The organism is Salmonella sp. 2020_1395, assembly GCF_043848115.1.
Taxonomy (GTDB): Bacteria; Pseudomonadota; Gammaproteobacteria; order Enterobacterales; family Enterobacteriaceae; genus Salmonella; species Salmonella enterica.
Genome location: NZ_JBCMFH010000004.1, coordinates 162328 through 178721 on the forward strand (window position 1 = coordinate 162328; position 16394 = coordinate 178721).

The 16394-nt window shown below is 50.8% G+C and carries 15 protein-coding genes; 13 read left to right on the forward strand and 2 right to left on the reverse strand.

Annotated features, from left to right (window positions below; translation table 11 throughout):
- Positions 1-19 precede the first annotated feature (19 nt).
- The gene (prs, locus tag ACH0WD_RS08110) at positions 20-967 is read left to right on the forward strand and encodes a ribose-phosphate diphosphokinase (protein ID WP_001518537.1); all 948 of its coding nucleotides are present in this window, start codon (positions 20-22) and stop codon (positions 965-967) included.
- A gap of 124 nt (positions 968-1091) precedes the next feature.
- Positions 1092-2777, forward strand: coding sequence for a C4-dicarboxylic acid transporter DauA (gene dauA / locus ACH0WD_RS08115; RefSeq protein ID WP_001037181.1), 1686 nt, complete (start codon positions 1092-1094; stop codon positions 2775-2777).
- Between the two features lie 44 nt (positions 2778-2821).
- On the opposite strand, the gene ychH is transcribed toward dauA, so the two are convergent.
- Complete coding sequence (gene ychH / locus ACH0WD_RS08120) at positions 2822-3100, reverse strand: stress-induced protein YchH (RefSeq protein ID WP_000823878.1); 279 nt, start codon at positions 3098-3100, stop codon at positions 2822-2824.
- Between the two features lie 275 nt (positions 3101-3375).
- Between ychH and pth the strand changes: the two genes are divergently transcribed.
- The 4 genes from pth (at position 3376) to ACH0WD_RS08140 (ending at position 7032) form a co-directional block, all read left to right on the forward strand.
- A complete protein-coding gene (gene pth / locus ACH0WD_RS08125; protein ID WP_000985595.1) occupies positions 3376-3960 on the forward strand; it encodes an aminoacyl-tRNA hydrolase in 585 nt (194 codons plus the stop codon).
- A 116-nt stretch (positions 3961-4076) separates the two neighbouring features.
- A complete protein-coding gene (gene ychF / locus ACH0WD_RS08130; RefSeq protein ID WP_000505850.1) occupies positions 4077-5168 on the forward strand; it encodes a redox-regulated ATPase YchF in 1092 nt (363 codons plus the stop codon).
- 749 nt (positions 5169-5917) lie between these two features.
- A complete protein-coding gene (locus tag ACH0WD_RS08135; RefSeq protein WP_000376828.1) occupies positions 5918-6538 on the forward strand; it encodes a hypothetical protein in 621 nt (206 codons plus the stop codon).
- A gap of 38 nt (positions 6539-6576) precedes the next feature.
- Positions 6577-7032 carry a hypothetical protein gene (locus tag ACH0WD_RS08140; RefSeq protein ID WP_000487337.1) on the forward strand — a complete coding sequence of 152 codons (456 nt, stop codon included), beginning with the start codon at positions 6577-6579 and terminating at the stop codon, positions 7030-7032.
- A gap of 483 nt (positions 7033-7515) precedes the next feature.
- On the opposite strand, the gene ACH0WD_RS08145 is transcribed toward ACH0WD_RS08140, so the two are convergent.
- On the reverse strand, positions 7516-8781 hold the full coding sequence (locus ACH0WD_RS08145) for a DUF4427 domain-containing protein (protein WP_000794382.1): 1266 nt from the start codon (positions 8779-8781) through the stop codon (positions 7516-7518).
- Positions 8782-9275: 494 nt separating this feature from the next.
- On the opposite strand from ACH0WD_RS08145, the gene hyaA reads away from it, so the two are divergent.
- The 7 genes from hyaA (at position 9276) to appC (ending at position 16385) form a co-directional block, all read left to right on the forward strand.
- Complete coding sequence (hyaA, locus tag ACH0WD_RS08150) at positions 9276-10394, forward strand: hydrogenase 1 small subunit (protein ID WP_001058316.1); 1119 nt, start codon at positions 9276-9278, stop codon at positions 10392-10394.
- Positions 10391-12184, forward strand: a complete 1794-nt coding sequence (gene hyaB, locus ACH0WD_RS08155) for a Ni/Fe-hydrogenase large subunit (RefSeq protein WP_000070984.1) — start codon at positions 10391-10393, stop codon at positions 12182-12184. The genes hyaA and hyaB overlap by 4 nt, the downstream gene beginning before the upstream one ends.
- A gap of 18 nt (positions 12185-12202) precedes the next feature.
- Positions 12203-12934: a Ni/Fe-hydrogenase b-type cytochrome subunit gene (hyaC, locus tag ACH0WD_RS08160; RefSeq protein ID WP_000147036.1), complete on the forward strand. Its 732-nt coding sequence runs from the start codon at positions 12203-12205 to the stop codon at positions 12932-12934.
- The gene (hyaD, locus tag ACH0WD_RS08165; RefSeq protein ID WP_000993809.1) at positions 12931-13527 is read left to right on the forward strand and encodes a hydrogenase 1 maturation protease; all 597 of its coding nucleotides are present in this window, start codon (positions 12931-12933) and stop codon (positions 13525-13527) included. Before hyaC ends, hyaD begins: the two co-directional genes overlap by 4 nt.
- Entirely contained in the window at positions 13517-13921 is a 405-nt protein-coding gene (gene hyaE / locus ACH0WD_RS08170) for a hydrogenase-1 operon protein HyaE (protein WP_001262580.1), read from the forward strand. The genes hyaD and hyaE overlap by 11 nt, the downstream gene beginning before the upstream one ends.
- Positions 13918-14766 (forward strand): hydrogenase expression/formation protein, encoded by an 849-nt coding sequence (locus tag ACH0WD_RS08175; protein WP_000063377.1) that lies wholly within the window; start codon positions 13918-13920, stop codon positions 14764-14766. Before hyaE ends, ACH0WD_RS08175 begins: the two co-directional genes overlap by 4 nt.
- A 74-nt stretch (positions 14767-14840) precedes the next feature.
- Positions 14841-16385: a cytochrome bd-II oxidase subunit 1 gene (gene appC / locus ACH0WD_RS08180; protein ID WP_000263612.1), complete on the forward strand. Its 1545-nt coding sequence runs from the start codon at positions 14841-14843 to the stop codon at positions 16383-16385.
- Positions 16386-16394 lie beyond the last annotated feature (9 nt).

Sequence of the window (16394 nt, forward strand, 5' to 3'; positions counted from 1 at the left end):
CATGCCTGAGGTTCTTCTCGTGCCTGATATGAAGCTTTTTGCTGGTAACGCCACCCCGGAACTAGCACAACGTATTGCCAACCGCCTGTACACTTCTCTCGGCGACGCCGCCGTAGGTCGCTTTAGCGACGGCGAAGTCAGCGTACAAATCAACGAAAATGTACGCGGTGGTGATATTTTCATCATCCAGTCCACTTGTGCCCCAACCAACGACAACCTGATGGAATTGGTCGTTATGGTTGATGCCCTGCGTCGTGCTTCCGCAGGTCGTATCACCGCCGTTATCCCCTACTTTGGCTATGCACGTCAGGACCGTCGCGTACGTTCCGCCCGTGTGCCGATTACCGCAAAAGTTGTCGCTGACTTCCTGTCCAGCGTCGGCGTTGACCGCGTTCTCACCGTAGATCTGCATGCTGAACAGATCCAGGGCTTCTTTGACGTTCCGGTTGATAACGTGTTCGGTAGCCCAATCCTGCTCGAAGATATGCTGCAACTGAATCTGGATAACCCGATCGTGGTTTCCCCGGATATTGGCGGCGTGGTTCGTGCCCGCGCTATCGCTAAGCTGCTGAACGATACCGATATGGCTATCATTGATAAACGTCGTCCGCGCGCGAACGTTTCTCAGGTGATGCACATCATCGGCGACGTCGCTGGCCGTGACTGCGTGCTGGTTGATGATATGATCGATACCGGCGGTACTCTGTGCAAAGCAGCAGAAGCATTGAAAGAACGTGGCGCTAAACGCGTGTTTGCCTACGCGACGCACCCGATCTTCTCAGGCAATGCGGCAAACAACCTGCGCAACTCCGTCATTGATGAAGTCGTTGTCTGCGACACCATTCCGCTGACCGACGAAATCAAAGCGCTGCCGAACGTGCGTACTTTGACCCTGTCAGGTATGCTGGCCGAAGCGATTCGCCGTATCAGCAACGAAGAATCGATTTCCGCCATGTTCGAGCATTGATCGAACCCGGATCTGAAACCCGCTGCGGCGGGTTTTTTTGTCTGTAACACCCTTTTGTATGACTTATGCCTCCTTCACCTGCCATTTAGTTGACAGATGATGCGCTCATGGATGAAACATTATTGTGAACAAATTATTTTCCTCACATGTGATGCCTTTCCGCGCTCTCATCGATGCTTGCTGGAAAGAAAAATATACCGCCTCCCGGTTCACCCGTGATGTGATAGCCGGGATCACCGTCGGGATTATTGCTATCCCGCTGGCGATGGCGCTGGCAATTGGCAGTGGCGTTGCGCCGCAGTATGGCCTCTATACCTCCGCTGTCGCCGGGATCGTGATCGCGCTAACCGGCGGCTCGCGCTTTAGCGTTTCCGGCCCTACCGCCGCGTTTGTGGTGATTTTGTATCCGGTATCGCAACAGTTTGGTCTGGCGGGCCTACTGGTCGCCACGCTGATGTCGGGCTTCTTCCTGATCCTTTTCGGCCTGGCGAGACTGGGGCGATTGATTGAATATATCCCGGTGTCGGTCACGTTGGGTTTTACCTCAGGGATTGGTATTACCATCGGTACCATGCAGATTAAAGATTTTCTTGGTCTGCAGATGGCCCATGTGCCAGAGCACTATTTGCAGAAAGTCGGCGCGCTGTTTATGGCGTTGCCCACCGTCAATATTGGCGATGCCGCCATTGGCGTGGTAACGCTGGGAACGTTGATTTTCTGGCCGCGTCTCGGTATTCGTCTGCCAGGACATCTTCCCGCGCTGCTGGCTGGTTGCGCCGTGATGGGGATCGTTAATCTGCTGGGCGGCAATGTGGCGACTATCGGCTCACAGTTCCATTATGTTCTGGCTGACGGCACTCAGGGCAACGGCATCCCGCAGCTCCTGCCGCAACTGATGCTGCCGTGGAGTCTTCCTGGCTCCGATTTCACGCTAAGCTGGGATTCACTGCGCGCGCTGCTGCCAGCGGCCTTCTCGATGGCAATGCTGGGGGCAATCGAATCATTGCTCTGCGCCGTCGTGCTGGACGGCATGACCGGCACCAAACATAAAGCTAACAGCGAACTTATCGGCCAGGGACTGGGGAATATGGTCGCGCCGTTCTTTGGCGGCATCACCGCCACCGCCGCGATTGCCCGCTCTGCCGCCAACGTCCGCGCTGGCGCGACCTCTCCCATCTCGGCGGTAATTCACGCTATCCTGGTCATTCTGGCGCTACTGGTCCTGGCCCCGCTACTCTCCTGGCTGCCGCTTTCCGCGATGGCGGCGCTACTGCTGATGGTGGCATGGAATATGAGTGAAGCCCATAAAGTGGTAGATCTGTTACGCCATGCGCCGAAAGACGACATCATCGTTATGCTGCTGTGCATGTCATTAACGGTTCTGTTTGATATGGTCATCGCCATCAGCGTGGGGATTGTCCTTGCTTCCCTGCTGTTTATGCGCCGTATTGCGCGAATGACTCGACTTGCGCCGGTCAATGTCGATGTGCCTGATGATGTGCTGGTGCTGCGTGTTATCGGTCCGCTCTTTTTCGCCGCGGCGGAAGGGCTGTTTACTGACCTTGAGTCACGTATTAAGGGCAAACGTATCGTCGTTCTGAAATGGGACGCAGTACCAGTGCTGGATGCAGGCGGGCTTGATGCTTTTCAGCGTTTTGTGAAGCGTCTGCCGGAGGGTTGCGAATTGCGTATCAGTAATCTGGAGTTCCAACCGCTGCGCACAATGGCGCGTGCCGGTATCAAACCTATTCCTGGGCGTCTGACCTTCTTCCCGAACAGGACGGAGGCGTTAGCGGATTTACTCAGTTAATGGACAATGCCCGGTGGCGATAACGCTTACCGGGCCTGAACCGGTTAGCTATGACGACGATTGTCGTTACGGCGGCAACGTTTGTCATAGTGACGTACCCACCAATATTTGTCGCTCACCTGCTCATGCCCCCCTACACGAGCCCCCGCCAGCCAAAGAACTGCCCCGACAAAAATGCTCAGTATTGCGCCATGCGCAAAAAATTGCGGCAAATTAAACTGCGGCAGTTGGTTTAAAATAGAGTAACCCACGCCGACAACCATCACGACCAGCCCCAACCCCATCAGCACGTTACCGAATAACGAAGCGTTTTTGCGTTTCATATGTCACCTCCGGAACTTTTGGGTTGTTTTTAGGAAATCCCCCTAAACTTTATGTGTAAAGTATAGACAACACTTCCATTTGTAAGTGCGGGTGCGATCACAAATGTAAAGTTTCATTTAACAAAACTTTACAAATAACACTCTGAACAGTTTACATTTTTAATAATCAATGCTGGCAATTATTTAATTTACTTCAGAGTGCCGCTGTGTTTTGTCAAGCGGGCAGACAGACAGTAAACTACGCGCCAGTTATGGATCTACTCAGGACAAAAAACGTGGCAATTAAATTGATTGTTGGTCTGGCGAATCCCGGTGCGGAATATGCCGCGACGCGACACAATGCAGGCGCATGGTACGTCGATTTACTGGCGGAGCGCCTGCGCGCGCCGTTGCGTGAAGAGCCTAAATTCTTTGGCTATACCTCACGCATCACGCTGGAAGGGGAAGATGTTCGCCTGCTGGTACCCACCACGTTCATGAACCTCAGTGGTAAAGCAGTTGGTGCAATGGCCAGTTTTTACCGTATTCAGCCGGACGAAATTTTGGTCGCTCACGACGAGCTGGATCTCCCTCCGGGCGTGGCGAAATTTAAACTTGGCGGCGGCCACGGCGGCCACAATGGTCTGAAAGACATCATCAGCAAGCTGGGCAATAATCCCAACTTTCACCGCTTACGCGTTGGAATTGGTCATCCAGGCGATAAAAATAAAGTTGTTGGTTTCGTGCTGGGTAAACCCCCTGTTTCTGAACAAAAATTAATTGATGAGGCCATTGACGAAGCGGCACGATGTACGGAATTGTGGTTCAAAGAGGGTCTGGCCAAAGCAACAAGCCGTTTGCATACCTTTAAGGCGCAATAACCAGTGATGTGCGGCATTTTTGCCGCACGCCGTGTATAATAGGCGAAGTTATTTCCATTTCTGCAATCTGTTTTCTATAATAGGTTGATTATTAAGATATTAAGGTGAGTTAAATCATGGGATTCAAATGCGGTATCGTCGGTCTGCCCAACGTCGGGAAATCCACCCTGTTCAACGCGCTGACAAAAGCCGGTATTGAAGCGGCAAACTTTCCGTTCTGCACTATCGAACCGAATACCGGTGTCGTGCCGATGCCCGATCCGCGTCTGGACCAGTTGGCTGAGATTGTTAAACCGCAACGCATTCTACCAACCACGATGGAGTTCGTGGATATCGCCGGTCTGGTAAAAGGCGCGTCCAAAGGCGAAGGGTTGGGTAACCAGTTCCTGACCAATATCCGTGAAACTGAAGCTATCGGTCACGTGGTTCGCTGCTTTGAGAACGACAATATCATCCATGTGGCGGGTAAAGTAAACCCGGCAGAAGATATTGATGTTATCAATACCGAACTGGCGCTGGCTGACCTCGATACCTGCGAGCGCGCTATCCATCGCGTACAGAAGAAAGCCAAAGGCGGCGATAAAGACGCCAAAGCGGAACTGGCCGCGCTGGAAAAATGCCTGCCGCACCTGGCCGAAGCGGGGATGCTGCGTTCGCTGGACCTGACGGACGAAGATAAAGCGGCTATCCGTTATTTAAGCTTCCTGACGCTGAAGCCGACAATGTATATCGCTAACGTCAATGAAGACGGTTTTGAAAATAACCCGTATCTGGACCAGGTTCGCGAAATCGCCGCCAAAGAAGGTTCGGTCGTGGTTCCGGTGTGTGCCGCCGTCGAAGCTGATATTGCTGAGCTGGATGATGACGAGCGCGACGAATTTATGGCTGAACTGGGTCTGGAAGAGCCGGGGCTGAACCGCGTTATTCGCGCGGGTTATCGCCTGCTGAACCTCCAGACCTACTTTACCGCCGGGGTGAAAGAAGTTCGCGCATGGACCATTCCGGTTGGCGCAACCGCGCCGCAGGCAGCAGGTAAAATCCATACCGACTTCGAAAAAGGCTTTATCCGCGCCCAAACTATCGCCTTTGACGACTTTATTACCTATAAAGGTGAACAAGGCGCGAAAGAAGCCGGTAAGATGCGAGCGGAAGGCAAAGATTACATCGTTAAAGATGGCGATATAATGAACTTCCTGTTCAACGTCTAATTAGTTTCTGTTGTCTCATGCGATCTCAGCGAATCGCATGAAGACTGGAAAACCCCATAAAATCCACGCACTTGCGTGGATTTTTCTTTTCACAATGTCTCAACTCATCTCGTAACAACGCTGTCAAAAATGAGTACAACATTCTTCCATCTTCATTTTAAGTAAGTACAAGAACGGTATAATAAATAAACAAGGCCCCATTATGCTCACCGATACGCACTGCCAGGGCCATAGTGTGAATGTTGTTTCGTCTAAGGTTTTGACTCTATACCAACTAAAAGCTTTTTAGAAAGGTATAGATACCGTATGGCCTGTTTGGGTTAACTCATATCACAGTATCGTACATAGCCTCAGATCTTGTTCAGGCGCTCCCCTACACTCACCACCGGGGATCTTAGGCCAACTGCATGAACTACAAAATTATAATCATTTTGCAATTCTGAAACTAATTATAATTTGCGATTGCACTGCCATTAATTTAATACGCATAATGAATGAATAAAAAATCATTAAAATCGTAGACTGTAATACTCTAAGAATCGCGTGAAGGAATTCATATTAAAATATTGAGATGATTTTTTAACAAAGAATCAACTCTGTTTGCTCTGTGACTATAGAGAAATACCGAAAGTTTTATTTTTGATCAAATCCAAACGGCTGGACGCACCATCATCAATTTTAGATTGACATTCATTAATAATAGTAGAATAGTGACCATAGAAATTTCGGTAGATATACAGGATGATGCCGTGGATAGTTTTATTTATAATTTAATCATTTTCTTATTTATTGTCTTTTTGATAGCATTTTTTATATTCACACAAAGAATAAAAGCTAAAGCAATAAATAAAATTGACAATAGTTTGACGCTTTACAGCATTATCTTTAACAAGGGCGTTCAGGACCATGTCACATCTCCTCAGAATATCATATCACATTTAAAAATCGATCGTTTTTACCCGTTGATCACTTACCTCCCTGCAATCCCACTCTTTTGTCTTGTTTTATATTGCCTGGAAGGCTTGTCATTAGCAATATTAACAATTTCCATCATTGCATTACTTTCATTTGCTGCATTGAGTCTTACAATCTCACTTGATATATATGAAAATGCTATTGTTCATAATACTTTGCTAAGGAAAAGAGTCTTTTTATTTAGCCAACTTGACTCTATTGATGAAAAAATAGACTATGACGGTGTTCCAAACACAAAAGAAGAAGCGCTAATGTATCCAAGATATTATGCCATAGTAAAAAATGGGCGAGTCATCTTTTGCATACCGAAAACACTTAGCAATTACTCCAGTTTCAAAAAAAATTTCAAAGAATCGTCTATGTTTATAAAAGAAATAATAGGCAACGAATATTAACCAGATAATTAACCCATTATTTATCAGGAAGGTATAAAATGTTTCAGAATTCAGGCGAAGTGATTATGTACTTCGGTTGTTTTTTATTTTCCTTACCATTTATTCTTGTTTTAATTAGAAAAGTGCTTTTTTTTGTTGGGCTACAATATAATTTTCTTCATAGCCACAAAGCTGGTGTCGCTTTTGGATTGCTACTTATATATGGACTTATCATCGCATACATAGGGCAGTCGTATAAAGACAGGATCTGCAATGATGTGATGCTTTCTTATTATGAACAAGGTATAAATTATTCTGAGCTAACGCCATCGCAGAGAATAAATATATTATATGCGAGTATTCATATGCCTATAGATTTCAAAAAAGGTAACGACGTCTCTAAGTACTTACCTGCGTTAGAAAAATACACATACCAATCAAAAATATATAAACATAAATCAATAGAAGAGGCCAAAGAAGAGACAAATCAATTTATGAAAACATTCACACAATAATTATACACACTGCATACCAAGCCACAAGTGCGGTAAACACATCGACCTTTGGTGTATTGGTGTACATTAACACTAAGAGCCTATCCCACCAGGCGTTATTGGCGCAGCCAGTTTGGACACGGACAGCGCGCAAAAACCGGAGCGTACACGTAGTACGTGAGGTTTGACTCGCTACGCTCGCCCTTCGGGCCGCCGCAAGCGGCGTTCAAAACGCTAACGCGTTTTGGCGAGCACTGCCCAGGTCCAAAATGGCAAGTAAAATAGCCCTAATGGGATAGGCTCTAAGCGTCAATCCCTCTTACACAGTTATAGCAGCGCACCAGGTACAATGCATTGATACTAAAAGACTGGTGTAGAAATTCATAATTGGAAACATCGAAGATTCAGAGTTTTCGTCAGAGATCGGGCCAGGATCAATCTGGCCGGGATCTCAAAAATGCATGGAACTAAAACGAGTCTATTTACAGTAAGTTCTTTTCTTAATTACCAGTCGACATTCACTGTATGATTATAAAAAGGATGCTGATCCTTTAGCGGCGTCTCATAACCTGGGATGGCATCATAATCATCTTTTCCCTGAACGGAATACCCTCCCGCTTCGATATTAAAACGATGTTTGAGCCATCCCGCAACATGACTTGCGAAAGCTTGTTTCCTTCTTAATGGCCAATCAACAGAAGCCAAATTAACATCTAATAAGTACCGCCCTTCTTTATTAACCTCGATCATTCCAGCCTGCAGTAACGCCCGTACCACCTGGGATTGGTTATCATGAATCCAGACCCAGGCATTTCCAAATTCCATTGCATAGCTATCATTTAGAAAATCTTTTTTTGAGTATAATTCATTTACATAATCATTGATAGAATCAGCATAATTTTTTACTTTAGATGCAGATAAATCAAAAAAAGATTCAAATCCGAAAGTATTATCATTAATACAAGTCAGTAACGCGCCCGGTTCCGAGAGCTGGGTCCATGATTGTAAACTCTCTACAGCTATAATGAATTTGAAAGTATTTCTTCCAATGATACCCCGGTCAATTAAAGTTAAAATATCGTGAGCTACGGTAGGAATATCTTCTACAAATGGGACAATTATTCCCGCACCACTTATTTCGCTTGATTTAAAATCAAACCCTGGGGTGCTTTCAATGTTTTCCGGAATACCATACTCTTTAATATGATTAAGGAAATTTTTAATATCGCCACGATATGGCCATCGCCATTCGCGTTCATGTGTCCAGTCAATCTTACCTGGAACATAAGTAACATATCTATATTGTTCAATCAAAGGAAGAGCCATTTCATCAAGAATACGTTCCCCGTTTCTGCCTTGCGAGCATCGAGCATTGTTATGCTCATCCAACCCATATATGACTGGCCTTGCCCCATAATTAAACATTTGCTCTTTAGGTAAAACGATTGCATATAAACCGATTTTTTCATTTCGTTCTAATCGGCGAACACCAGTTTCTAAATAAGCTGCAATCGGCATATCTGTAAAGCATACCACCGGGGAGTCACCATATACGGTTCGTTGCCCATTTCGGTATGACCAGGACGAGAAAATTTTATGACTGCGTAAAGATAATCGAAGTAAATATTTAGCATCAATGAAACAGGCGTGGTGCTGATTATTAAAACCACAGTGTTCAGGCAAATAAATATGGCTACCGGTCTCTAAATTAACGTCCCGAAAAAAATGAATCAAATAATCGGATAAGTCAAATCTGATGTTATTTTTCATGGGGCGCCCTCTTTCAAATGGTCTCTTTTTTGCATTCCTTTAAAACCAGCACCATCATTTTATATAAAAATCATCACGAAGTATGCTTCTTTTAACGATGACATCAAACCCTCCCTCCTTTTGCGTCAACTTACGTATCCCTGAAATGGCGAGACCAGGCTAAATCTACCCGAGGTTGCTCACTGAAAACCTCATCCTGGAACAAGCTCAGCCGTCCTTCCCCGCCACGGCCCTTTCGCCGAAAAACCGATAATGGGTATAAATATACCGCTATAAGCTATACCCACACACTTCACATTGTTTCTTATCGTTAATCCGATACGCTTTTTTTACATTATTTCTGGCGATATACGCCGGTGCAAAGTGAATCGGGCTCGTTTCCGCGCTCGCGCGTAACCCAATGATTTGCCTTGCTGGCGGAACGTCAACGGACCCGCAAAAGCGCCTTATGCCCCTGGCGGAGCGTGGTGCAAAAAGGAGAAAAAATACGCGTTATGAATAACGAGGAGACCTTTTATCAAGCCATGCGTCGTAAGGGAGTGACCCGACGCAGCTTTCTCAAATTCTGTAGCCTTGCCGCCACATCGCTGGGACTGAGCGCCGGAATGACGCCAAAGATCGCCTGGGCGCTGGAGAATAAACCGCGGATTCCGGTGGTCTGGATTCATGGACTGGAATGCACCTGCTGTACCGAATCCTTTATCCGTTCCTCGCACCCGCTAGCCAAAGATGTGATCCTCTCGCTGATTTCCCTCGATTATGACGACACCCTGATGGCCGCCGCCGGCGCACAGGCCGAAGAAGTCTTTGACGATATTACCACTCGCTACGCCGGGAAATACATTCTGGCGGTGGAAGGCAATCCGCCGTTAGGAGAACAAGGGATGTTCTGTATCAGCGGCGGCCGCCCGTTTATTGAAAAACTGAAGAAAGCCGCCGCGGGCGCCAGCGCTATTATCGCCTGGGGAAACTGCGCCTCCTGGGGTTGCGTCCAGGCCGCCCGCCCCAATCCAACCCAGGCAACGCCTATCGATAAAGTGATCACCGACAAGCCGATCGTGAAAGTCCCTGGATGTCCGCCAATCCCGGATGTCATGAGCGCCATTATCACCTATATGGTGACGTTTGATCGTCTGCCGGAACTCGATCGCATGGGCCGTCCACTGATGTTCTACGGTCAGCGTATCCACGATAAATGCTACCGCCGCGCCCATTTTGACGCCGGTGAATTTGTCGAGAGCTGGGATGATGATGCCGCCCGCAAGGGATACTGTCTGTACAAGATGGGCTGTAAAGGGCCAACCACCTATAACGCCTGCTCCTCCACTCGCTGGAATGACGGCGTCTCCTTTCCTATCCAGTCCGGTCACGGATGTCTGGGATGTTCAGAAAATGGTTTCTGGGATCGCGGCTCGTTTTATAGCCGCGTGGTGGATATTCCCCAGATGGGTACCCATTCAACCGCCGATACGGTGGGGCTGACCGCGCTGGGCGTGGTCGCGGCGGGCGTTGGCGGTCACGCTGTCGCCAGCGCGCTCAACCAACGTAAACGCCACAAACAACAGTTAGCGCAAGCCGAACAACAGCCGGACAATGAGGATAAACAGGCATGAGTAACCAGTATCAAACCCAGGGTTATACCGTTAACGACGCCGGCCGTCGTCTGATCGTGGACCCGATTACCCGCATCGAAGGGCATATGCGCTGCGAAGTGAACATTGATGAGCAAAACGTCATTACCAATGCCGTTTCCTGCGGCACGATGTTCCGCGGGCTGGAGATCATTCTGCAAGGCCGTGACCCGCGTGACGCCTGGGCGTTTGTTGAACGTATTTGTGGTGTATGTACCGGGGTACATGCTCTGGCATCGGTGTACGCTATCGAAGATGCGATTGGTATCCAGGTGCCGGATAACGCCAATATTATACGTAACATCATGCTGGCTACGTTGTGGTGTCACGATCATCTGGTCCATTTTTATCAGTTAGCCGGTATGGACTGGATTGATGTTCTGAATGCGCTGAAAGCCGATCCGCGCGCCACCTCGCAGTTGGCGCAAAGCCTTTCCGCCTGGCCGATGTCATCGCCGGGCTACTTCTTTGACGTACAAAATCGATTGAAGAAATTTGTCGATGGCGGCCAGCTTGGGATATTCCGTAACGGCTATTGGGGACATCCACAGTACAAACTGTCGCCAGAGGCTAATCTGATGGGCTTTGCCCACTATCTTGAAGCCCTCGACTTCCAGCGCGAGATCGTCAAAATCCATACCATATTTGGCGGTAAGAACCCCCATCCTAACTGGATCGTTGGCGGGATGCCGTGCGCGATCAATCTCGATCAAAGCGGCGCGGTCGGGGCTATCAATATGGAGCGCCTCAACCTGGTGCAGTCGATCATCACCCGCACCGCCGACTTCATTAACAACGTGATGGTTCCGGACGCGCTGGCTATCGGCCAGTTCAATAAAGCATGGAGTCAAATTGGCACCGGTCTGTCGGATAAATGCGTGCTGAGTTACGGCGCATTTCCGGACATTGCCAACGACTTCAGCCAGCAAAGCCTGTTAATGCCGGGCGGCGCGGTGGTCAATGGCGATTTTAAAAATGTCATGCCGGTAGATTTGGCCGATCCGCAGCAGATACAGGAGTTTGTGGATCACGCCTGGTACCGCTATCCGGACGATCGGCAGGGGCGTCATCCTTTTGACGGCATTACCGATCCCTGGTACAACCCGGGTGATGTCAAAGGCAGCGATACGCATATCCAGCAGCTCAACGAGCAGGAACGTTACTCCTGGATTAAAGCGCCGCGCTGGCGGGGTCATGCCATGGAAGTCGGCCCGCTTGCCCGAACGCTTATCGCGTACCACAAAGGGGATGCCGCCACCATAGAGTCGGTAGATCGCATGATGTCCGCCCTTAAACTGCCGCTCTCCGGTATCCAGTCTACGCTTGGCCGTATTTTATGCCGCGCGCACGAAGCGCAATGGGCCGTCGGTAAGCTGCAGTATTTTTTCGACAGGCTTATGACCAACCTGAAAAACGGCGACCTGGCCACCGCCAATACCGAGAAATGGGAACCGGCCAGTTGGCCGCAGCACTGCCGGGGCATCGGTTTTACCGAAGCGCCTCGCGGAGCGTTGGGACACTGGGCGTCAATACGCGATCAGAAGATTGAACTCTATCAGTGCGTGGTCCCCACCACCTGGAACGCCAGCCCGCGCGATCCTAAAAAACAGATCGGCGCCTATGAAGCGGCATTGATGGGAACGCAAATGGCGATTCCCGACCAACCGTTAGAAATCCTGAGGACGCTGCACAGCTTCGACCCCTGCCTCGCCTGTTCAACCCACGTGCTCGGCGACGACGGCAGCGAACTGATTGCCGTCCAGGTACGCTAAGCGTTAAGGAAAAGAACGATGACTGGAAAGCTATCTCCACGCGTCGGGGAGGCGCGTGATACTGCCGTCAGCCACTATGTGTTTGAAGCGCCGGTACGCCTGTGGCACTGGCTAACGGTGGCCTGCATGTTGGTACTGATGGTAACAGGCTACTTCATTGGCCGACCGCTGCCGTCGGTGAGTGGCGAGGCGACCTATCTGTTTTATATGGGCTATATCCGGCTGATCCACTTTGCCGCCGCGATGATCTTTACCGTGTTACTGTTGGGGCGAATTTATTGGGCCTGTGTCGGCAACCGCTATTCACGAGAGCTGTTTATCGTCCCGGTCTGGCGTCGTAGTTGGTGGCAAGGCGCTTTCACCGTGGTCCGCTGGTATCTGTTTCTGGAGAAAAAACCGGGGAGCGACATCGGACATAACCCTGTCGCGCAGGCCGCGATGTTCGGCTATTTCCTGTTGTCGGTATTTATGATCCTCACCGGTTTCGCTCTGTTTGGCGAGCATAGCCAGTACGCCATCTTTGCGCCGTTCCGCTATGTGGTTGAATTTTTCTACTGGACCGGCGGCAACTCCATCGATATTCACAGTTGGCACCGACTGGGCATGTGGCTGATCGCCGCCTTCATCGTCGGGCACGTTTACCTCGCTATCCGGGAAGACATTATGTCCGACGATACGGTGATCTCCACCATGATCAATGGCTATCGCAGCCATAAATTCCCCAAACCGCACGACAAGGAGCCCTCATGAATGCGCAACGCGTAGTGGTGATGGGGTTAGGAAACCTGCTGTGGGCCGATGAAGGATTCGGTATCCGGGTCGCGGAGCGTTTGTATGCCCGATATCACTGGCCTGAAGAGGTGGAAATTGTGGACGGCGGTACGCAAGGGCTAAACCTGTTAGGTTATGTAGAGCAAGCCAGCCATCTCCTGCTCCTTGACGCGATCGATTACGGCCTGGCGCCGGGCAGCCTGCGAACCTATGCCGGCGAGAAAATCCCCGCGTATCTCAGCGCCAAAAAAATGAGTCTGCATCAAAACAGTTTTTCCGAAGTTCTGGCGCTGGCCGACATCCGCGGGCATCTGCCCTGTCACATAGCGCTGGTCGGTCTGCAACCGGCGCAACTGGACGACTATGGCGGTAGCCTGAGCGAAATAGCTCGCAGCCAGCTACCGGCGGCGGAACAGGCCGCCCTGGCGCAACTGGCCGCCTGGGGGATCGTACCGCAGGCAAACGAGGTCGCACGCTGCCTGAACTATAAATGCCTGTCGATGGAAAATTATGAGGGAGTGCGCATACGTCAGTATCAGACACGTCTGGAGGGCAAAAGAAGTGGCGAATGACACCCCCTTCTCTGCGCTATGGCAACGCCTGTTAACCCGTGGATGGCAACCGGTAGAGGCTTCCACGGTAGACGACTGGATCAAACGGGTTGGAGATGGCGTCATCCTGTTAAGTAGCGATCCGCGGCGTACGCCGGAAGTCAGCGATAACCCGGTGATGATTGCCGAACTCCTGCGTGAGTTCCCGCAGTTTGACTGGCAGGTGGCGGTGGCCGACCTTGAACAAAGCGAAGCTATCGGCGATCGCTTTAATGTTCGTCGGTTTCCGGCGACGTTAGTTTTTACAGACGGCGAGCTACGCGGCGCGCTCAGCGGCATTCATCCCTGGGCTGAACTGCTCACGCTGATGCGTTCGATGGTTGACACTCCCGCAGCGCAGGAGACAGTACAATGAGCAACGCCTTTTTTCATCTGCTGGGGCCAGGTACGCAGCCTGATGACGCCAGTTTCTCGATGAATCCCTTACCGCTCACCTGTCAGGTCAATGGCGACCCAAGTATGGCGGCGCTGGAGCGCTGCGCTCACAGCCCGGCGGTGATGGCATTGTTGACCGATCTGCGAGGTCAGCTTGCCCGGCGCATCCCGGAAGTCGGCGACGTGCTGGGATGGGAGTTATCTCCCCTGAATGCCGATGATCTCTCATTCCTCAATACGTTATTGGGCGAAGGCGAAGTCTCGGTACGCATTCAGCATCCGGACGGGAGTGAAAGCGAGATCCAGGAGACCATCTTCTGCGGCCTGTGGCGGGTACGCCATCTGCATAACCGACGTCTGCTGACGGATCGTCTGGAAGCGGGTAGCGCGCCCCTGACATTATGGCAAGCGGCGACTGCCGATACGCTGCCTGACGACTCTCTGCTGCCTCCGCCTGTCGCTGGCCTGATGAATGGACTGCCGCTGGCCCATGAGTTATTGGCGCACGTACGCGATCCGGCGTTGCAACCTCACAGCATCAATTTGACCCAACTGCCGCTCAGCGAGGCCGATCGTCTTTTTCTGGCGCGTTTATGCGGACACGGGAATATTCAGATTCGCATCTCCGGGTATGGCGAAAGCCAAATCAACGCCACAGCATTGCGCCATCTCTGGCATGTGCGCTGTCTGGACGCCCTTAAAGGGCCGTTGCTCGATAGCTATGAGATTTGTCCTTTGCCGGAGCTGGTACTGGCGGCCCCGGAAGATCTGGCCGATTCGCGCCAGCGCCTGGATGAAGTCTGCCGATGGCTGGAGACGCGCTAGCGCTCTCAACAGGAACGTAACCGGTGTCCGGTACTGATTAGCTTTTTACTCTCTTTCTGCCTACAGGAGTTAGCATGTGGGATGTCATTGACTTATCGCGCTGGCAGTTTGCGCTGACCGCGCTGTATCACTTTTTATTTGTTCCTCTTACGCTTGGGCTGATTTTTTTGCTGGCCGTCATGGAGACGATCTATGTAGTGACGGGGAAAACCGTCTACCGCGATATGACGCGTTTCTGGGGCAAGCTCTTCGGGATCAATTTTGCTCTCGGTGTGGCTACCGGCCTGACCATGGAGTTTCAGTTCGGGACTAACTGGTCGCTCTATTCCAACTATGTGGGCGATATTTTCGGCGCGCCGCTGGCGATGGAAGCGTTACTGGCCTTTTTTCTCGAATCCACTTTTGTCGGTCTGTTCTTTTTCGGCTGGCAGCGGCTGAATAAATACCAACACCTGCTGGTCACCTGGCTGGTGGCCTTCGGCTCCAATATTTCAGCATTATGGATTCTGAATGCCAATGGCTGGATGCAGTATCCTACCGGCGCTCATTTCAACATCGATACGTTACGGATGGAAATGAGCAGCTTCAGCGATCTGGTCTTTAACCCGGTGAGCCAGGTGAAATTCGTCCATACCGTCATGTCCGGTTATGTCACCGGCGCCATGTTTATTATGTCTATCAGCGCCTGGTATCTGCTACGTGGCCGCGAGCGTGAGGTGGCCTTGCGCTCGTTTGCTATCGGCTCAGTATTCGGCACCCTGGCCATTCTGGGAACCCTGCAACTGGGCGACAGTTCGGCCTACGAGGTCGCCCAAATTCAGCCGGTGAAACTGGCGGCGATGGAAGGCGAATGGCAAACCGAACCCGCGCCCGCGCCGTTTCATCTGATTGCCTGGCCGCAGCAGGAACAGGAGCGTAATGCATTTGCCGTGAAGATCCCTGCTCTGCTGGGTATTCTGGCCACCCATTCGCTGGATACGCCAGTTCCGGGGTTAAAAAACCTGATGGACGACGCTCTGCCGCGCCTGAAGCGTGGCCGGGAGGCCTGGCTGCTCATGCAGGAGATAGCGCAAGGCAATCGCTCGCCGCAGGTACTGAATGCGTTTCACGCCGTTGAGGGCGATCTGGGGTACGGCATTCTGCTGGCGAAATATGCCCCGGATATGAACCATGTGACGCCGGAGCAGTATCGTGCGGCCCAGCGTGGCGCTATTCCTCAGGTGGCGCCGGTGTTCTGGAGTTTCCGTATTATGGTCGGCTGCGGTTCGCTGCTGTTAGTGGTGATGTTGATTGCGTTGATACAGACGCTGCGAATGCATATCGACCAGCATCGCTGGGTATTGCGTATGACGCTGTGGAGCCTGCCGTTACCGTGGATTGCCATTGAAGCCGGTTGGTTTATGACGGAGTTTGGCCGTCAGCCCTGGGCGATTCAGGACATTCTGCCGACCTGGTACGCTCACTCCGCGCTGACGCCGGGCCAGCTGGCCTTCTCAATGGGACTTATCCTCGGACTTTACACCCTGTTTTTAATCGCGGAAGTCTATCTGATGCAGAAGTACGCGCGTCTTGGGCCGAGCGCCATGCAACATCAACAACAAGCGCAACAACAGGGATAAAGGAGACAA